Annotated in this window: 16 protein-coding genes; 4 read left to right on the forward strand and 12 right to left on the reverse strand. The window is 67.5% G+C overall.

The genetic code is table 11. The features are described from left to right. The first annotated feature begins 56 nt into the window (after nucleotides 1–56). On the forward strand, nucleotides 57–614 hold the full coding sequence (locus tag Athai_RS17430) for a hypothetical protein (RefSeq protein WP_203962455.1): 558 nt from the start codon (nucleotides 57–59) through the stop codon (nucleotides 612–614). A gap of 25 nt (nucleotides 615–639) precedes the next feature. Here the strand turns inward: Athai_RS17430 and Athai_RS17435 are convergent, their stop codons facing one another. From Athai_RS17435 to Athai_RS17445, 3 genes are read right to left on the reverse strand one after another with little or no spacing between them, the layout of a single operon-like run. Continuing rightward, entirely contained in the window at nucleotides 640–825 is a 186-nt protein-coding gene (locus tag Athai_RS17435; RefSeq protein ID WP_203962456.1) for a DUF397 domain-containing protein, read from the reverse strand. Then, nucleotides 818–994 (reverse strand): hypothetical protein, encoded by a 177-nt coding sequence (locus Athai_RS17440; RefSeq protein ID WP_203962457.1) that lies wholly within the window; start codon nucleotides 992–994, stop codon nucleotides 818–820. The genes Athai_RS17435 and Athai_RS17440 overlap by 8 nt, the downstream gene beginning before the upstream one ends. A gap of 20 nt (nucleotides 995–1014) precedes the next feature. Continuing rightward, on the reverse strand, nucleotides 1015–1245 hold the full coding sequence (locus Athai_RS17445) for a GntR family transcriptional regulator (protein ID WP_203962458.1): 231 nt from the start codon (nucleotides 1243–1245) through the stop codon (nucleotides 1015–1017). Between the two features lie 168 nt (nucleotides 1246–1413). Here Athai_RS17445 and Athai_RS17450 point away from each other — a divergent pair, with 168 nt between their 5' ends. The 3 genes from Athai_RS17450 to Athai_RS17460 are packed head-to-tail and all read left to right on the forward strand — an operon-like array spanning nucleotide 1414 to nucleotide 2095. Next, nucleotides 1414–1662, forward strand: a complete 249-nt coding sequence (locus tag Athai_RS17450) for a hypothetical protein (protein WP_203962459.1) — start codon at nucleotides 1414–1416, stop codon at nucleotides 1660–1662. Continuing rightward, the gene (locus Athai_RS17455; RefSeq protein ID WP_203962460.1) at nucleotides 1659–1853 is read left to right on the forward strand and encodes a hypothetical protein; all 195 of its coding nucleotides are present in this window, start codon (nucleotides 1659–1661) and stop codon (nucleotides 1851–1853) included. Before Athai_RS17450 ends, Athai_RS17455 begins: the two co-directional genes overlap by 4 nt. After that, nucleotides 1850–2095 carry a hypothetical protein gene (locus Athai_RS17460; protein ID WP_203962461.1) on the forward strand — a complete coding sequence of 82 codons (246 nt, stop codon included), beginning with the start codon at nucleotides 1850–1852 and terminating at the stop codon, nucleotides 2093–2095. Before Athai_RS17455 ends, Athai_RS17460 begins: the two co-directional genes overlap by 4 nt. Nucleotides 2096–2537: 442 nt before the next feature. Here Athai_RS17460 and Athai_RS17465 read toward each other — a convergent pair whose 3' ends face one another. The 9 genes from Athai_RS17465 to Athai_RS17505 form a co-directional block, all read right to left on the reverse strand. After that, nucleotides 2538–3065, reverse strand: a complete 528-nt coding sequence (locus tag Athai_RS17465) for a hypothetical protein (RefSeq protein WP_203962462.1) — start codon at nucleotides 3063–3065, stop codon at nucleotides 2538–2540. 156 nt (nucleotides 3066–3221) lie between these two features. Further along, nucleotides 3222–3695, reverse strand: coding sequence for a hypothetical protein (locus Athai_RS17470; protein WP_203962463.1), 474 nt, complete (start codon nucleotides 3693–3695; stop codon nucleotides 3222–3224). A 265-nt stretch (nucleotides 3696–3960) separates the two neighbouring features. After that, nucleotides 3961–4602 (reverse strand): transposase, encoded by a 642-nt coding sequence (locus tag Athai_RS17475; RefSeq protein ID WP_203962464.1) that lies wholly within the window; start codon nucleotides 4600–4602, stop codon nucleotides 3961–3963. Nucleotides 4603–4746: 144 nt separating this feature from the next. Further along, nucleotides 4747–5016, reverse strand: a complete 270-nt coding sequence (locus Athai_RS17480) for a YrhB domain-containing protein (RefSeq protein WP_203962465.1) — start codon at nucleotides 5014–5016, stop codon at nucleotides 4747–4749. Between the two features lie 3 nt (nucleotides 5017–5019). Then, on the reverse strand, nucleotides 5020–11457 hold the full coding sequence (locus tag Athai_RS17485; protein WP_203962466.1) for an RHS repeat-associated core domain-containing protein: 6438 nt from the start codon (nucleotides 11455–11457) through the stop codon (nucleotides 5020–5022). 71 nt (nucleotides 11458–11528) lie between these two features. Continuing rightward, a complete protein-coding gene (locus Athai_RS17490) occupies nucleotides 11529–14312 on the reverse strand; it encodes a LamG-like jellyroll fold domain-containing protein (protein ID WP_203962467.1) in 2784 nt (927 codons plus the stop codon). A 231-nt stretch (nucleotides 14313–14543) separates the two neighbouring features. Beyond that, the gene (locus Athai_RS17495) at nucleotides 14544–15752 is read right to left on the reverse strand and encodes an MFS transporter (RefSeq protein ID WP_203962468.1); all 1209 of its coding nucleotides are present in this window, start codon (nucleotides 15750–15752) and stop codon (nucleotides 14544–14546) included. Nucleotides 15753–15938: 186 nt separating this feature from the next. Next, nucleotides 15939–16775 (reverse strand): AraC family transcriptional regulator, encoded by an 837-nt coding sequence (locus Athai_RS17500; protein WP_239157010.1) that lies wholly within the window; start codon nucleotides 16773–16775, stop codon nucleotides 15939–15941. A 214-nt stretch (nucleotides 16776–16989) separates the two neighbouring features. Continuing rightward, a complete protein-coding gene (locus Athai_RS17505) occupies nucleotides 16990–18459 on the reverse strand; it encodes a carboxylesterase/lipase family protein (RefSeq protein ID WP_203962469.1) in 1470 nt (489 codons plus the stop codon). Nucleotides 18460–18698: the final 239 nt, after the last annotated feature.

Here is an 18698-nt window from a genome sequence, read left to right on the forward strand (position 1 = left end):
TCGGTGGGCGGCCGTGCACACCGCGTCCGGTTGCCAACGTGGCGGAAACTGGTCTGGTGATGCGGACCTTGGTGGCACTGCTCGGGACGGCCGTGCTGCTGCTCACCGGCTGCGGCACCGCGCCCCGCCAGGCACCCACCGCAGCCTCGACGGCGCCGCCGCCAACGACGGTGACGTTCCGAACGCCGACCGGGTTCCGCAGCGCCCACGACTACACCATCCTGGTGCCGCTGACCCCGCACGGCGACGCACAGTGGCGCGTCCCGTCCGGCGAGCCGGAGGGGCTCGACGTCATCTTCGTCGAGTCCTACGTGCTGTCCGCCGACAGCGACCGCTGGTCCGACGCCCGCAAGCGGCGGCAGATCCACGACTGGGCGGGCAAGGTGCACGCGACCCGGGCAAGCGAGCCGACGCGGGCCACGGTCGCGGGCCTACCGGCGTACCAACAGCGCATCAACCAGCCGGACGGCGACGACACCCTGCGTTACGACGCGACCTTCGTGTTCACCGGCCGATTCCTGGTACAGGTCGGCTGCCAATGGGACCAACACCCGACCCTGATCCGTACGGCCTGCCGCCAGGTCCTCGCCACCCTCACGATCGGCGCGGTCTGAGGGTCGGCCCGGCGCAGGCCGGTCCCTAGAACTTCGACTTGACCGCGTCGACGAACTCCCGGAACGCCTGCGGCGACACGCTCAGCGTCCCGCCGTCCCGGTCCTTGGTGTCCCGCACCAACACCGGCCCCGCCCCGCTACCCACCTCGACGCAGTTGGAGCCAGCACTGCCGCTGGACCGGCTCGACTTCCGCCAGTGGATCTCACCCATCGCGCAGTTCCCTCGCTAGCTGTCTGAGGAGCTTGATGCTGTCGGCCGGCTTCAGCGCTTCCGCCGACAGCCGGTCCCAGCGAAGCGATGCTTGATCGACCTCGCTGCCCCGCTCAAGCCAATTTTCCTGTGGCAATTGCTCCGCGGCCGCCGAGTACTGAGCGGCCATCACACCCGCCGACCATGTGTCTACGATCTGACGTAGGTTCCCTTGCCGTTGGTCGTCTCTGCGATGCCTTCGGCGACGAGATGTTGCAGGGCATGCCTTACCGTGCCGCGGGCCACCCCGAACTCCTGCTGAAGACTGACTTCGGACGGAAGCCGGCCGCCCTTGTGGTACGTCCCGTCCTCGATCCGAGCAACCAGCACATCGACCAACTGCCGCCAGAGCGGCGTACTGATGTCCGGATCCAGGGTCATGACCCAACGCTAGACAGGCGTGCTGGCCTGCATCATCGCTGAGACAGGTGTAGGGCACCATGGACAGGTAGGTATAGGTCGCGTACGGTAGCCGGTAGCCCACAGAACAGACACCTGTCGCTGGCGAGCAGCAATGGGTGCCCTGACCGGAAACGGAGGCCCCGGCCAATGACGCGCTCCACGGCCCACCGCACCGCCAAGACTCCCCCAGCAGGCTCCGAAGTGTTCATCTCACCCGCGGCCGGCGTGCACGGGCACGGCTCCTTCTGGGCGCTGCTGGTGTCCAGCACCGACGGACTCGTACCCGGCCACGCGTACGTTCGTGTCTGTCGCACCGAGGACGTCGACGGTCATGCCACCGTGCGTACCTTCTACGTGCGGCTGTCGGGCCTGCTGGTGCGGGACCTGAGCCGATGAGTATCAGTACCGCTCGGGCCGGCGACCAGTTCACCTACCGATCGCGCTGGTACCAGGTGATCCGGGTGGACGACGCCTGGCCGCCGGGCCACTCGTACCTGGTGGGCTTCTATCCGGAGTCGCCGCGCGAGATCCGCCGCGAGTACGTCATCGACGGCGGCGCGCGGGTGGAACGGCGGTGCCGGCCGTGACCGCGAACGCGCGCGAAACGGGCCGTGGCGCGGACCAACCGCAACCCGGCGACCACGTCTTCATCTGCCCGACCGCCGGCATCCACGGCCACGGCTGCTGGTGGGCGCTGGTCGTCTCGGCGCTGCCGGCGCTGGTCGAGGGCGCCGTCTACCTGCGCGTGGTCCCGACCGACGACACCGACGCGCCGATCAGGGTCTTCTACGCGCGCACCGCCGCCCTGCTCGTCCGGCGGCCGTCGTGAGCGTCTCGATCGCCCTCGGCTGGCTGTTCACCCTGGTACTGGCGTTCGTGCTCGGCGCCACCTACTCGCACCGCCGCTGATCGCCCGAGTAGTCGACCCGACACCGCCAGCGCGACCAGCATCGGCATGCTCGACATTGGCGTCGATGCGGACGCTGCAGGGGCCGTGGTCGACGCTCAGGACAGATCCTCGACCATCAACTCGGCGAGGCACGCGACGCTCGGCCACGAGGCCGCGCTGAGCCTCGGCGATCAGAACTCGGCGCAAGGCTCCAGGTCACGGAACCACCGATGGAGGGCACGGCGCAACTCCTCAGCACCTGGGCGCCGCTGCAACCGCAAGCAGACGCCGACATGGGATGTTGGGCGGGCCGCTGCAGTCCTCGTGCCGGTCCCTCGTCCCGCCCGAGCGACACCCCGAGGCGGGAAGCAAACAGGCCGGACTACTTCGACAGGTCCAACCGGGTCACGAAGTAGCGTGCCGCCTGGTCGGCCATGGGGTTGAACGCGGTGTCGGGATAGTTCCTCCCCTTGCGGTAGTACTGAGCATCGATGTGCAGGTAGTCGGTCGGCCCGACGCGAATGTCGACCGTCGGGAAGCCCTTGTCCTCGCACGCGCCCTGGGCGAGCTTCACCCGCTTCCCACCCATCTGCAGGCAACTCTTGTACATCACATCCGAGTTGTGGCCCCAGCCATGAGTGATCACCAGCGCCCCGCCATCAACCTGACCCGATCCCGTCGCCTGGTACGAACATTCCGAAGGATGCGCGACGGCCTTCTTCTCCGGCGTCAACCTCCACCGCTTGTACTCCGTAGCCAACGCCTTGCTGACCTCATCCACCGAAGCAATCCCACAAGGCTTCTTGTCAAACCCCGCCAAACTAATCCTGGCCGGCTTGTCAGAACCACAACCACTCATAGCCACCGCAGCCACCGCAGCCACCGCAGTCCCCAGCGCCAACTGACGCATCCCACTCCCACCCTTTCACATCGACCAATGCCTCCTCCGCGAATAACTAGAGAAGAGCACATCAATATCGTCACCGAAACGGTGGTTTTCAGCCAACTCAGCGCTTGTCAGGACCAGCCGCTCAATTCGAACGCGACCACATCAAGAAAGTCTTGATCATGACTGATTGCCATCCTCGAACGAAGCGAGACGTTCGCGCGCCGCGTCAGCCACCATCTCCCAATCGCCTGAAGCAAGAGTTGCTAGCACAGACGTTGATGCATTGGAATGTCGGGCTATCTGCAGTCTTACCGAGTCGTCCTTGTCCATCGCGAGCCGCTCAATTATTTCCGCCGACAACTTTCTCTTCGTTGCAACCATATGGCGGACACCTGGATCCGGATCTGCCGCCAGCACAGAAAGGACTTCCAACGGAACATTCTTGTTATTTGCTAGCCGCTTCCTCGGTTCGGGATATCTTCCGTTGATGTCTAACCAAGTGCGCAGGTCGGCAGTATCATGGGCTGCACGCTCATAGTAACGCGGATCTGAGGTATAACGCAAGCTCAAGAATTCACTCGCTGATGAGATCATTACGCACCGCCGTGAAGACTTGACCAAGGGATGAACTTCCCCTTCGAACTCTTCCACTTATCGTCAATATAGTTTCCATACTGATCCGCGTCGTGCTCCCGCACCAGACCTTCTTCGTCTCACGATAAACTTTCAATGCCGAACCGCCGTCTCCCTTTACGATCCTTAGTCCACCACGTCCCATCCGATCTACTCTTGTAGAAGGTGGTACCGAACGGTCGTCCTCTCTTCACATTGGAAGCTCCGGCCCTCGTTAGCTGCCGCGGACTGCGCTCCGCCGCCCGCGGGCAATTATGGACCAGTACCGACGCATTACCCGCATTCACGTAATAGGTGTGCAGCTGGTCGTTACGGCGCTCGAGATGTACGCACGGATGCCAATAATCCGACGTACCTGCCCAGATTCCGATCGGAGCCGGTCCCCAACCTCCAGGCGCAGCGCCTCCACCCAATGATGGCTTCCGGCCTCCCAGAATCGATGGTGACCAGTCGTAGTCAGCCTCACGGGACCATGAAACGTCTTTATTGTGAGTACAATAAAGTTTCGGCCAGCAGTCGTTACGATGATGCCGTCGACGCGACGATAATCATCCTGGTTTTCATCGGGTTCGGCATTGAGAATCTTGTCGCCGATTTCGGCCTTGCTGATTGGCTTGGTAGTTCCGTCGGCCATTTCGACGGGTGTGTGTTGCCGGTGAAGGAGTGGCAGCCGCCGCCACACCCCGGCCCGGGTTCCGGTCTGAAACCGCCGATGCGTTGTCGGTGCGGTGACCGCGAACTCGGCCGGCAGATGCCGCCAAGCACACCCGGAAGTCAGTACGTACACGATCGCGGTGAACACCGCCCGGTCATCGAACAGACGCATCCCACCGCCCTGAGGGCGGCACTTCGGCACCGGCAGCAACGGCGCCGCGATCTCCCACAACCCGTCCGGAACAAGCCGCTTCGGCAGTCGATCATCCACAATGGATGATCATCTCACCAGATCAGACCTCAGCCATGTGAGACACGCCCTTAGCGCCACATCTATTCCCATCAGTCATACCGCCCAAAGAAATATCAATCCGCACTTCACAGATCGGTGATGCATCCAATGCTTGAAACCACCCTACAGCCCTTCGATTTGTTCCCCGATCGGACAGCTTGTATCACCAAGAAACGGCTGCCTGCTGCCGTCTTTTAAAACAACCACTGGCCCGTTTCCTACCATCGACGACATAAGATCGTGATCCTCTAAGAATCTGCGAGTATTGTAGCCAAATACCCAGGCATTTGGATATTCGATACATTCGCCAATCACGATCTCCAAATTATGAGTCATGCGGACAGTCGAGTCGAGCAAGCATTGCGCCGCAACATAGGCGTCTTGAAAGATCATATGTTAGTTTGTCCTAACAAATCCGAACCACTTAAATCCAGACCAATTCGCTCCCTTCCCAGTCTGAAAGTCTGGGAAGTTAACTCGCCCACGCTGAACGATAGCATTCCATACATGGGCGGAGGTGCCGCGCGTACCGTACACGATACCCCTAGCTCCGTCACCTGCCGCCAGCAGTTGAGCCTCGATCGCAGCTCTGCCGCTGACCTGATACATGTTCTGACCAGCATAGTCCACGATTGACTGCAATCCGTTGGGAAATGGCGCGTCCGGGCTTAGCTTGATCGCACTTGCAGGGTTTCCTGCCAAGGTAGAGTCGCCAGCGATAGCACACGAAACACAGTTCTTCCTACCGCCAACAGAATTGACTGAAGATCCCGGGTCTTTCTTCGGCCCATCCCCGGGACCCTTGGAGGGGCGCTTCGATGGCGGTTTCGCTGATTTGTCTGCTGCTTTTTCAGCGTCCTTGGTCACCGTTTTTGCAGCATCCTTGGTTGCCGCCTTTTCGACGGTTTTTCCTACTTCTTTCTCGACCGTCTTTGCGACAGCCTTCGCAATGAGCTTTTCGCCGCCCTTGAGGACGGCTTTGCCGGCAAGTTTGAGGAGTTTCCCGCCGGGGATCAGGCCGATGAGCATGGATCCGCCGGAGATCGCGGCGTTCTTCCACTGTCCTTCGGACAGGTACCAAACGGCGTTCGCTCCGTCGGCAATAACCCCGACGTACGGCATGTATCCGAGAAAGTCCAGGGTGCTGTGATCTCGGGTCTCGTTGCGGTGATGCGCTTTCGGGTCAGCTTCATACGCGCGGTTGAGCGGGTAGTAGTCGCGGCGCCATGCTGTGCCACCGGTGTAGCCGTCCATGAACCGCTCGTACTGTTCGTCGGTGGCGAACGCGGTGCTGCCAACGGCGTTGAGGAGCTGTCCGCTGGGGTCGGCGTGGGTGATGGGGCTGTTGTTGGCGTACGCGTAGCCGTTGAGTTGCTGCGGATCAGAAGGATCCGCGATCGGGTCGGCGGAGATGAACCGGCCGGTGTCCGGGTCGTACTGCCTGGCGCCGAGGGTGGTCAGGCCGGTGTCGGCGTTGGTGATGCCGCCGACGAAGCCGTGGTCGCCGATCCAGTCGGGCAGGGTGCTGCGGGCGGTGCCGAATGGGTCGGTGTAGCGGTAGGTGGCGTTCCGCGTCGTCGCGTCGACCTGAACGCTGTCGGTGCCGACCTGATCGGCGATCAACCAGGTGACCCCGGCCGGGGTGCGGACCCCGATGGTGGCGCCGCCGAAGCTGTAGTAGCGGGTCCCGGTCACGGTGCCCGCGGTGTCGGCCCGGAGCTCGGTGCCGTCGGGAAGCCACAGGGTCGCCGTCCCGTCGGGGTCGTGGCGGATCAGCTGGCTGCCGCCGGCGTCGTAGAGGTAGCTGGTCTGTTGGTCGCCGTCGTGGAGGGCAGCGAGACTGCCGTCGAGGTTCCAGTCGATGGTTTGGGTATTACCGCCGCGGCTGCGGGCGGTGGTATTGCCCGCCGGGTCGTAGGCGTAGGTGTTCTGTTCGACGGCGGTGGATCCGTTGCCGACGCTGGAGGTGGTGGTGGTCGACTGCAGCGTGTGCGGCTGAGCGGCGCCGGGGTTCGGGTAGTCGGAGACCACGGTGGTGTCTCCGCCGGCGATGTGTTCGGTTAGTTGGGTGCGGTTGCCGGTCAGGTCGTAGGTGTAGGTGTGCCAGTAGGCGCCGGTGCCGCCGAGTTGGTCGGTGGAGGCGGGCAGGGTGCCGCAGCTGCCGGGGGTGTCACCGTCCACACCGGACGGTTTGGGCGTCCAGGCATCGGTGAGCCGGTCCAGGTAGTCGTAGTCGAAGCATTGGGTGGTGGGTGAACCGTCGGGGTTGTCGACGGTCGAGGTGATGTTGCCGGCCGGATCGTAGCTGTAGCTGGTGTTGGTGACGGTGGTGGATCCGACGCGGATGGCGTCGGCGTTGGTGAGCCGTCCGGTGGCCGGGTCGTGGGTGTAGTCGCGGCTGATGCGATGGTCGTAGTCGCCGTTGACCAGCTGGGCTAGGCTGCCGTCGTGGTCGTAGGTGGCGGAGAAGACGTAGATGCCCAGCCCGCTGCCCAACCCGGTGGCCATGCCGAGCTTGTCGTACATGGGGGCGACGGCTTCCTTCTTCAAACCGCCGACCGCGGGCAGGGTGGTCGCCTTCAGCGACCCATCCGGGTTGTAGGACAACGTGTCGGTGTAGGTGCCGGCCAACGCCCCCTGCGACGAGGGGATCGTTACCGACATGCCGGTGGGGCGCCCGCCGGCGTCGTAGCCGGTCACGGCGGTGGTGTAGGCGTCTCCGTTGACGTAGCGGGTTGCCGCGGTGGGCAGGCCCTTGCCGCCTGCCAGGGTGTCGTAGGTCCAGGACACGAGTTGCGTGCCGTCGACAGAGTCCTGATACTCGCCGGTCTTCCGGCCGATCTCGTCGTAGCTGTACGCGATCGTGATGTCGCGGGCGTCGGTGGTGGAGGTGAGCTGCCCGAGGTTGTTGTAGGTGCTGGTGGTGGTGCCGGTGTCCGGGTCGACGCTCTTGGTCCGGTAGCCGCGGGTGTCGTAGCTGTAGCGCCAGGCGTTGCCGGCCGGATCGGTCACGCTCGCCAGGTCGCCGCCGGGCGTGTAGGTGTAGGTCGTGGCGTCGTAGGCGCCGGTCGGAGTCGGGTTGTGGTACTGGCGCAGTTCGGTGGCCTGGCCGCGGGCGTCGACCAGGGTGGTGGTGGCGGTGCCGCCGGCCGGCGGGGTCACGTCGGTGCGGTCGGCGCCCGGGTAGGCGGTGGTGGTGCGCCACCTCTCGTCGCCCTGCTGCTTGAAGATCGCGGCGGTCTGGCGGCCCGTGCCGTCGTAGACGAACGCGGTCTCGGCATACGTTTCGGGTCGCCCGTCGACGCCGACGAGCGTTGCTGAGGGGCTCTGGTCGTTGTACCAGGGCTGCGAGGCCACCGCGGTCTGTCCGGTGGAGTCGTAGAGCGTGTCGGTGATCATCCGGCCGCCGCCGGGTGCCGGGGTCTGGGTCTGCCGTGGCCGGTCCAGCGAGTCGTACAGGGCGTAGCTGGTGACGTAATTGGTCGTGTTGCTGATCGTCTCGTAGGCCAGCGTCTTGCTCGTCACCACACTGACGGCGTCCTTGTTGATCTGATAGCTATAGGTGACGTTGGCATCGTCGGTGCCCTTGGTCCGGCCCGGCAGCCACACCGCGGTCAGCCGGCCCAGCGGGTCGTAGGTCTGGTCGGTACGCCGCCCGTTGGCGTCCACACTGGACAACGTCTGCCCGGTCGCCGGATCGAGCGTGTCGGTGGTCGCGTTGCCGAGGGCGTCGGTGACCGTCGTTCCGGTGACCGGGGCCCCGGTGGCGGGCGTGTAGCTGGTGGTGGTCGTGTGCCCCAGCGCATCGGTGACCGCGGTCGGCCGACCGTAGCTGTCATAGCTGGTGGTCGTGGCCGTCGCATACACCGCAGTGCTGCCGTTCCAGCTGTTGAGCGCTTCGGCCTTGGTCGGGTTCCCGACACTCACCTTCGCGCCCAACGCCGCCGAGTCGTAGTAGGTCCGCACATGAGACAGGACCTGATCGGGGGTCGCGGTCGAGTCACAACCGACGGCGTCGGTTTCCACCTCCGCCGGCCGGTTCAGGATCCACTTGCTGGTGTTGCGGGCGGTGTAGGTGGTGCGGGTGCATTTGTTGTCCGCGGCGGTGCTGGTGTCGGCGCGGTCGTCGACCTGCACGACCAGACCGTCGTTGTTGAAGCTGCTGGAGGTGCGTTTCTCGCCCCAGCTGCCGTCGGACAACAGGCTGCGAGTCACCACGCTGCCGGTGTTGGACATCCACGCCTTGGTCGTCAGCCCGCCCAGGCTTTGGGTTGCGGTCGGGCCGCGGGCCCAGGGGCTGCTGATCACATCGGTGATCGGCGAGCCGCCAGCCTTGTCGTAGGTGAGCTGTTCTCGTTCGAAGCCCTGGTACTGCGGCGAGTCGGTGATCGTGCCGCCCTGCGAGTCGGTGACCGACACCGACCGGGTCGACCCGTCGGCCTGATGGTCGCCGTCCATACCCCGCAGATACAGGTGCTTGACCTGCGATCGCACGCCGGAGGCGCTGCCGCTGCGGACGACCACGGAGGAGTAGCCGCGCCACTGTGACCAGGTGCGCATCGCCTTCGGCATCAGCCCGTTGGTGTCGTAATGCCAGGCGGCGTCGCCCTGATAGTCGTAGGTGGTGTCCAGATCGTCCGACCCGCCGGTCGAGTCGTGGGTGCGGACCTCGGTCACCACATACTTGTGGAAGTAGTCCAGCCGCTTGTCCTCGCCCGGCGGATACCAGTAACTCGGCTGACACCGCAAGGTGTTGCTGTCCCCGGACGAGGGCATCGTGGTGCCCTGGATGCACTGCGGCTGCGAGTAGCCGATCGTGGTGACCGCACCGGTCTCGTTGACGATGCCGGTCAGCCGGTACCGGTTGAGTGCGGAGAGTCCGTCGGTGGTGGTGTCGACCCGGTTGGCCATCTGGGTGCCGTCGAAGGTGACTGCCGGGAGTGCCGCGGTGCCGCCGTGCAGGCCGGTGTGGGTGATCGACTTGAGCCACAACGGCTTCGCGTCGTTGTCCCCGGTGTCCAGGAACGACTGACCCAGCGTCCACTGGTCGACGTTGGCGTAGCCGGATCCCGAGCGGATCTTCGTAGTGATCGTGGTCAGCCGCTTGCGGGTGAAAAACACCGGCGCGTACTTGTCGGTACAGGTGTCGGTCAGACACGACTGGTCCCACGGGGTGTCCGGCCACGACGATGGATGATCGGTGTCGCAGGTCGTGCCCGGCGCGCACCGGTCCGCGGTGGTGAACACGACCTTCGCGGCCGGATCGGTGTCGTAGGCGTGCCCGTCGCGGTAGCCGTAGTCAACCTCGGCCAACGACCCGCCCGGGTTGTAGGCAGTCTTTTTGGCGGCGTCGCTGTTCATGCCGTAGTAGCCGGTCTCGGCGTGGTACTTGTAGGAGATCGCGTTGCCGTTGACATCGACCGCGTAGTCCAGGTTCCACCGCCACGCCTGATCACACGACGAGTCAGCGAACGCCGACGCGTGGCACGGATCGCCGGGATCGTTACCGAACACCGGCAGCGTCCACGTCGAGTTGGTCACCGCATCACCCGACGACCAGCCGGGCAGCCGGTTGCGGCCGAAGTAGTACTGGGTGCCATCGACGGTGGTCACCCGCCAGTACTCGCCGTCGTTGTCGCCGTTGGTGGCGCCGGTCAGATGCTCGATCCGCGACCCGTCATCCTGCTGCGGCCGCCACGCACCCGAATCGCCGTCCTTGACCAGGACAGTCGCCTGGCCATTGAGCGACATGGTGACCGAGTCGCCGCCCCAGCACTGATCCGAGGTCTTCTTGTCGCCGTTGTTCGCGCCGTCGTTCTGGTCCTGAGCACACACCTTGTAGTTGCGCTGAATGAACCCCGACCACAGATCCCAACCGTCACCGATCCAGGACGGCTGGTTGTTGGTCGCCGAGGTCCGACCGTCAACCGTCTGCGAGTTGTACGACAGCGCCAAGTCAGGCTCCGGACCCAAGCCCGGAGAGGGCACGCTGATCGGGTACGACCAGGAGAACGCACCGGTCTGCGCCGAGACCTGCCAGGACGCCGACGGAGCCAATGGTGTTGCCGCCGCGTCCCCGGTGCCGCCGGCAGTCCCCGCCGTCGCGGCCAGCACCGTCGGCGACCCGTCAAGCGTCACCGTCGCCGACAACATCGAACGGTCCGTGTCGTTGTCGGTCGGCAGCACCGTGGCTACTGTGCACTTCGGCTTGTCCGGGGTCGTCAACGCACACGCCGGCAGCCGCACCAGCCGCAGCCGCGACCCGTACCCGGCACCGGCCCCCTGGGCAAACGACGAGTAGTCCATCGACACCCGCACCTGCCCGGACGCGCCATCAGCACCCGCGACGGTGAACGCCACCGACTCGCTACCAGCCAACTGCTGCGAAGTCTTGTGCCCCAGTATCCGGACGTCCACCTGCGACGGCGTGCTCTGCTTTGCCGCTCGTGCACCGGTCGCCTTCGACGGGCCGACGGTTACCGGGACCGTCGTGGCTGACTTCTTCGCCGCGGTCGACACCGTCAGCCGCGTGCGGGCCGCTTTCGGCCACGAGACGGCGGGCGCGCCATGGACCTCGTGCTTCGCAGAATCACCGGACACACGTCCCCGCGAGGCCGGAACGTCGTGCACCGGCAACGACGGCGCCAGCTTCGGCTTTGGCGCCTGAGCGTTGTTGGGAGCCGCCAATGCCGGCCCTGCCACCAACGTCGAAGCCAGCATCACCAACGACCCGACACCGGCGAACAACGACTGCCTGCCACGCCGCCGCTGCAATTGCCTCCATCTGCGGCCACCCCGCATTTGTTCACTCGTGCTGTCCATCACCGACGCCACCGCGTCCTCCCACACCGGTCACGGCGCCCACCGGCGCCCCCACACTCGATCAGTCATGCTCTGACGTCGGCTCAGTTGCTCACCGACTCATCGAAGTCCGCTTCGTGCGCCTGGTAGTAGATCTCGTTGTCGGACAGCACCCGTTGATACACCCGCACGTTGTCCAGCTGCCCCTGCCAGTACCAGCCGATCTGGCCACCGTGCAGGCCCCGACCGATGTTGAGCGGGCTGGTCGACGCGATCGGGCTGGAGAAGTCAGGATGGTCAGGCTGCAGCACTCCGTTGACATACAACCGAAGCTGGTGGTTGACCGCGTCGTAGACACCCACCAGATGCGTCCACTCCTGCAGCCACGCCTTGTCGTGTGACAACGCCACCGTCGTCACCCCATCGGCCGTGTCGGCATCGCGCATCCCGAACGCCCAGCAGTCGCCGTCGGGAGCCGACCGGTACTGCAGATAGAACGCCGACGACTGGGCGCCATCTTGTGCCAGCACCGTGTGATAGCGAGAGTTGTCGTCCAGATAAACCCACGCCGAGACGCTGAACCCGCCGCCCGCCGAACCACCAGTAGTGTCGATCACCGCGGTGTCGGTGCTCGCATACTGATCCGTGCCATCCAAGGCGATCGCAGAGCCGCCGTCGACATGCCCCGGCACCCAGCCGACCCCGTTGTTCAACGTGGCTGTGTGCCCGGCCGACGACATGTCCCCAGCCGTGGTTCCGGCACCCTCGTCGAAGGTCCAATACCCTGCGTTGCCCGGCGCCGGCTGCACACCGAACTCGTACTCGAAGATCTCCGACACGTTCCCGGCGCTGTCAACGCTTTGCACGTACAGCCGATGCACCCCATCGGTCGCGGGAGTGACACTGACAGACGCCACGTTGTTGGTCGCCGCCACCTCCGTTCCCGGCGGCGTACGATCCAACGACCACCGATACTCCACCACCCCGGTCGCGCCATGGGGACCAAACTCAAACGTCCCCGCCTGGCCGACACCGCCGGACCACACCTCGCTACCGGCCACCAATGCCGGATAATCGGTCGAACTCACCGTCGGTGTAGTCGGGTTGTCGGTGTCGACGGAGAAGTTGAACCAGGAGGACCAGCCGCTGCACCAGCTGTCAGCGTCGCAGGCCCGTGCATGCCACTTGTAGCCCGAGGTCAGGTTGCGGGGGCTGGGTGAGGTCCACTTGATCGAGCTGCCGGACTTGATGTTGGTCAACGTGTTGTAGGTGTACGACGCCTTCGTCGCACCGTCAGCCGTGTACACCTCGATCTGGACGACCTTCAGGTTGCCGCCGTCGGGGTCCGACACCGACGCATACATCGCCGGGTACTTCGACGACACGATCGCCGGCGCCGAACATGCCTTGTAACACGGCGACATCTTCAACCCGGTCGGGGTGTTGGGCTGGCGATCGATGGTCACCGCAAGCTTCGGCTGGGTGCTGTCGCTCATCGAATAGGTTTCACGGGTCTGCACAGTGCTCTCGTCGACCGCGCGCAGTTCGAACGCCAGATGCTTCCAGTCCCCGTCCGCGGCGTGCTGCACCGCGGCGGTGGCATCAAACCCGACCCACGTACCGGCCTTGACGTTGTGCGCCCCGACATAGGTGACGTGGCCCGGCTGGTTGTTCCACGTGGTGGCGGTCGTCGGCGCCGCGGTCGTCCACGACTGCACCTGGTGATAGGTCGGTGTGCTGTTCCACTGGTAGTGCGAATAGGCGCGGAACTCCGCCTTCACCACCTTCGTGTTGGCCAGACTCGCACCGAACTTGAACATGATGTACGAGCGTTGGATGTACTCGCCGCCGTTGGTGGCCAGGTACCGCCCAGCCGGCGCGTCGCTGCGGCCCTTGCTGGACATGTATGCCTGGTCGGCGAACTGGTTGTCCACATATGTCCACGCCGAGATCGACGTCGACACATCCGGATCGACGAACACCGGGAACACGGTGTCGGGATCGGACAACATGCCCGGATCGGGGATCAGCGTCAGCCCGTCTCCCCCATCGTTCAAGGCGGTGTCGACGCGTGCCGTGCGCGCCGAGGCAGGCGCCGCAGCATGCTTGGCCACGTCCGCAACCGGCGCCGAGGGATCCGAGGAGTCCCACATCAGTGCCGACGGTGCACCGAACACCGTCGCGCCGGCTGCGTCGACCGCCGTGAGCACACCCGACTCGGTCATCGACACGCTGACCCCGTCAACAGCCAAACCCATCTGCAGGCTCGCCAGATCCGGGTTATCGGCCGCCTCCCGCGTCTTGACCACCAGCACCTCGGAGAATCCGTCGACCATCGCCGACAACCGCAGATCCACCCCCGGCAGCACGTCGGCGTAGATCGCCGACGAACCATCCAACGTCGGCGCCGGCAGACTGCCGTGCGGCCACTGCAACGACAACGACTTGCCCGCCGAACTGATCGTGGCCATCGGCCCATCGCCGCCCGCCGAAAACCGCAACCCGGCCGAGGTCGACGCGGGAACCACCGCACCGTTGGCATCATGAGTCAGCGACGTATCGACAGCCGCCCACGACCCATCCGAGGCATGCACCCGCGCCGGCCGCGGCGTCGCCTCCTTTGTGATCGTGCCGTCCGGCTCCGCGAACGTCTGCGAGCTCTCCGTGCGCTGCGACACGATCTCGACCCGCTGCTTGGACAGATGCGCCTTGCGCATCGCGCTCACCTGATCAGCCGGAGCCTGCGGCCCCGCATCACCAGCAACCGCACCAGACCGCGCAGCAGGCGGCGCCGCATGCACCCCACCCGGCGCCACAGCCGCAAGCGACACACCAACCGCCAACGCCACCCCCGCGAACAGGGCACGCGGCCACGACACACCAGCCACCGGACCTCCCAGCCAGACGCCAGGAGATACGCAACTCCCGGCCAGCGGCACCGGAAGCTACCGGAAAACCACACCCACAGGGAAGACACCTTACAGAAATCGCAGAGCAAACCCACGGCAAAACGGACACAACCGGCGACGGCAGCCACACTCAGTGATCCAATTTCAAGCGTTACATATAGCAATAATCACAGTTTCGCCCGTGCCAGCTCTCGATCTTGGGGGCTCGGATCAGGACGGGAGGCGGGCGGTGCGGTACGGGGAGAGGGTCATGGCGAGGGCGGCGGCGACGTAGACGGCGGCGGCCACGGCGAAGGCGGGGCGGTAGCCGAGGTGGTCGCCGAGGACGCCGCCGAGCGGGGCGCCGACGGTGCGCAGCCCCCAGTTCGTCGAGCGGATCGTGGCATTCATCCTGCCCTGCAACGCATCCGGCGTGACGGTCTGCCGGTAGGCCGACTCCATCGGCCCGTCGATGCCCATGCCGAGCCCGAACAGCGCCTGGCCGGCCACCGCGACGACCCAACCCAGCGCGCCGGTCGGCGGGACGAGCGCCACCAGGCCGAACGCGACCGGGGACACCCAGCGGCCGACGACCACGGTGCCGCCGGCGCCGATCCGGCCGCCCAGCCGTACCCCGAGGGTGTTGCCGACGACGCCGCCGACCCCGGCCGCGGCGAGGGTGATGCCGAGCCCGACGGAGCCGAGCCCGGCCTGCCGCAACACGTACGGCGCCCACAGCGTGCTCGCCATCGCGGTCGCGACGAACCAGACGTGGGTGCCGAGCGCGTACGGGGCGAGGGTGCGGTGCCGGTAGACGAACGACAGCCCCTCGGCGAGTTCGGTACGGATCCGCCGGCGCCGGGCTCGGTCCGGCGCCGGTTCGGGCGTCCGTACGCTCGCCACCAGCGCCCCGGACACCAGGTAGGACGCGGCGTCGACCAGCACCGCGAGCGGCGCGCCGATGATGCGTACCAGCCCGCCGGCGAGCGCCGGGCCGACGGTCTGCGCGGCGATCCCGCTGCGCTCCAGCGCCGCGTTGGCGCGGGTCAGGTCGGCGGCCGGCACCAGCCGCGGCAGGTACGCCTGGTTGGCGGCGGTGCCGAGCAACGACAGCGCGCCGAACGGCAGCAGGAACACCACCACGACCCAGACCCGCAGCAGGCCGAGCGCGGCGAGGATCGGGATGGCGAGCAGCAGCAGGCCCCGGCCGATCTCGGTGGCGGCGATCAGCCCGCGCCGCCGGTGCCGGTCGATGAAGACCCCGGCGAGCAGTCCGAACAGCAGGTACGGCAGCCACTGTGCGGCGCCGACCACGCCCAGCTCGGTGGCCGACGCGGACAGCGTCACGACCAGCAGCACCGAAAGCGCGAGTCCGGTGACGTACGAGCCGAAGCCGGAGACGGTCGCCGCCGCCCAGACCCGCCCGAACCCGCCGCCCACTCCCCCATGATCCCGGCCCGGAAGTCCCGCGCTCCGCGAGGGCCCCGGTCGACACCGACAGCCGAGGGACCACGATGCCGAGGGATCGGGGCCGGCGCCAGCGACAGCGGCCGCCGGCCACGGCGATCCGGCGGCATGACGGCTCCGCAGTCGACGGTGCGGCCCAGCGGTCGGCGATGCGACGGCTCAGCGGTACCGGGTGGGCCAGGCGACGTGGTCGAGGGCGAGGAACGGGGACGCCGCGACCTCGGTCGGGGTGGCGCCGGCGAACGAGGCCACGTCCCGGTGCAGGTGCGACTGGTCGACGTAGCCGCAGTCGATCGCGGCCGACGCGGCGGGATGGCCCGCGGCGAGGCGGTGCACCGCGCGGTCGAACCGGATCAGCTGCCCGGCCCGCTTCGGGGTGATGCCGACCTGCGCACCGAACCGGGACCACAGCCGGGTACGGCTCCAGCCGACCTCGGCGGCGAGCCGGTCGACCCGTACCCGGCCGCCGGTGGCGGTCAGCCGGCGCCAGCAGTGCGCGACCTCGGGTTCGACGGTACGCACCGCGTCGCGGTGCCGGCGCTCCAGCGCGGCGGCGACGATCGCGAACCGGTCCGGCCACGTGCCCGCGGCCCGCAACCGTTCCTGGATGCGTACCGCCTCGCGGCCCCACAGGTCGTCCAGGGCGACGACCGCGCCACGCAGGTCGGCGGCGGCGCCGAGCAGCGGGTACCCCAGCAGCGGGGAGAGCCGCAGCTGGAGGCACTCGGAGCGGCCGGCGAGGCCCCGGCCGCGGGCCCGGACGGGTGCGAGCCCGGCCACGACGCGCTCGCGCTGCCGGGCGCCACCGGCGTCCTCGACCACGAACGGCCGCTCGCCGAGGTCGAACAGTAGGGTCAGCGCCGGGTGCGGCACCAGCGCGATGTCGCCGTACTCGTTCGCCTCGTCGCCGTAGCCGGCCATCGCGACGCCGGGCCGGGCGTAGGTGGCGATGCGCCACCGCGGTGCCCGGGCCGTGCGTCGCAGGTGTCCACCCATCCGCATCTCCGTGCTTCCTCGCCGGGGCAGGGGCCGGGGCACGGCACCGGCATCTCCCCGACCCGCCCGGACCGACCCGACCGGACCGGACCGACCCGCCCGGACCGACCCGCCCGGACCGACCGGACCGGACCGACCGGACCGACCGGTCCGACCCGAACCGGCCTGGCCCTGCCCGAAACGGCCCGCCAGGAACCGGCCGCCACGGTCAGTATCACCCCGACCACGTGTCCCGCAGCTCGCCGTCGGGGTCGGCGGCCACCGTGATGCCCGCGCCGATCAGTGCGGTGTCGCGGCCGGCCTGGTCGTAGCGGGGCCAGCCCGGGTCGCCGGCGGCGACGAACCGGACCCAGGCGCCGTGCACCGTCTGCGCCACGGCGGGCGACGGGTCGGCGCCGATCAGCGGCCGGGTCGACTCGTCGTCCAGCAGGTCGAACACGTACGGCAGCTCCACCGCGTGCGCGGCACCGAGCCGGCCGCCGAAGCTCGACGACGCATGGTCGAAGCGGTACAGCCAGTTGCCGGTGGCGCCGCCGGCCAGCCGGGCCTCGACGCCCCGGGTGATCGGCAGCCGCAGCGACCGGTCGGTGGTCACCGCGGCCAGCAGCTCGCCGCTGCTCGCCCCGGGCCGGGCCGACCGGTAGCGCTGGACCGTACCGTCGGGTCCGCCGAGCGCGGCCACTACGCCGGCCAGCATCGTCTCGTCGACCGCGTCGATCAGGCCGGTGGGTACCAGCCCGATCCGGGTGTCGTCCCGGTTCCAGCCGGTGAGCAGCCGCACGCCGCGACCGGCCCCGCCGCGTACCGCGTCGAACGGGTGCGCGGGCAGCGTGTCACCGTCGATCACCGGGGCGAACGGCAGCACGTCCCAGCTGGTCGGATCGTGCGGTACCTGGCTCGCCGCCACCAGTGCGGCCGACGCCCGGGCGAGCTCGCCGGCCGGCACCTCGCGGAAGGCGGCCCGGGTCGGTGCGACGTGGAGCACGGCGGCCAGCCGGGCGGCGACCCCGACGGCGGCGTCCGGGGTCAGGGTGCGGGCGGCCGACCCGCTCTGCGCGATCGCCCGGCCGAACAGACCGGCCGAGCGCGGCACGGCCAGCAGGGTGGCGACGCTGACCGCGCCGGCGGACTGGCCGGCGACGGTGACCCGGTCCGGATCCCCGCCGAACGCGGCGATGTTGTCCCGCACCCACGCCAGCGCGGCGAGCTGGTCCAGCAGCCCCAGGTTCGCGACCCCGTCGCCGAGGTACAGGAAGCCCTCCGCACCGAGCCGGTAGTTGATCGTCACGCACACCACGCCGTCCCGGGCGAACGAGCTGCCCCGGTAGCCGGGCAGGGAGCCGGCGCCGGTGGTGAACGCGCCGCCGTGGATCCACACCAGTACCGGCAGCCCGGTGGTGTGCGGATCGGGGGTCCAGACGTTGAGGTTGAGGCAGTCCTCGCCGTCGATCACGACCTCCGGGAACAGCGGCGTGCCCGGCCCCTTGGGACAGGTCGGCCCGTACCGCCCGGCGTCGCGCACCCCCTCCCACGGCACCGGCGGCGCGGGCGGCAGCAGCCGGCGCGGACCGAACGGTGCTGCCGCGTACGGGATGCCGAGAAACGCGGCGACTCCCCCGTCGAGCCGCCCGGCCACTCGGCCACCCGCCACCCGCACCGTCGGCGCCTCGCCCACCACCGTCATCGCCCACCCCTCACCTGGTCGGTACGGGTCGAGCATCGTCGCGGCGGCACCGGCGCGTCTTGGACGAATGTTTGGCCGGCACACCCAGCACGCCTGGGCGCCTGGGCGCTTGGGCGCGCGGGGCGGCGGGGCGGCGGGGCGGCGGGGCGGCGGGGCGGCGGGGCGGCGGGGCGAACACCTTACCGGACACACCCAACGCGCGGTGTCGCGTATCGCACCTTCCGTCGTCGCGGGATGTC

Origin of the sequence: Actinocatenispora thailandica (assembly GCF_016865425.1) — a bacterium.
Taxonomy (GTDB): Bacteria; Actinomycetota; Actinomycetes; order Mycobacteriales; family Micromonosporaceae; genus Actinocatenispora; species Actinocatenispora thailandica.

Coding starts and splice junctions, on each gene's coding strand:
- Athai_RS17455 (WP_203962460.1), top strand. CDS start 1,659: ATGAGTATCAGTACCGCTCGGGCCGGCGACCAGTTCACCTACCGATCG.
- Athai_RS17480 (WP_203962465.1), bottom strand. CDS start 5,016: ATGATCTTTCAAGACGCCTATGTTGCGGCGCAATGCTTGCTCGACTCG.
- Athai_RS17440 (WP_203962457.1), bottom strand. CDS start 994: ATGGCCGCTCAGTACTCGGCGGCCGCGGAGCAATTGCCACAGGAAAAT.
- Athai_RS17465 (WP_203962462.1), bottom strand. CDS start 3,065: ATGCGTCAGTTGGCGCTGGGGACTGCGGTGGCTGCGGTGGCTGCGGTG.
- Athai_RS17435 (WP_203962456.1), bottom strand. CDS start 825: ATGGGTGAGATCCACTGGCGGAAGTCGAGCCGGTCCAGCGGCAGTGCT.
- Athai_RS17500 (WP_239157010.1), bottom strand. CDS start 16,775: ATGGGTGGACACCTGCGACGCACGGCCCGGGCACCGCGGTGGCGCATC.
- Athai_RS17505 (WP_203962469.1), bottom strand. CDS start 18,459: ATGACGGTGGTGGGCGAGGCGCCGACGGTGCGGGTGGCGGGTGGCCGA.
- Athai_RS17445 (WP_203962458.1), bottom strand. CDS start 1,245: ATGACCCTGGATCCGGACATCAGTACGCCGCTCTGGCGGCAGTTGGTC.
- Athai_RS17450 (WP_203962459.1), top strand. CDS start 1,414: ATGACGCGCTCCACGGCCCACCGCACCGCCAAGACTCCCCCAGCAGGC.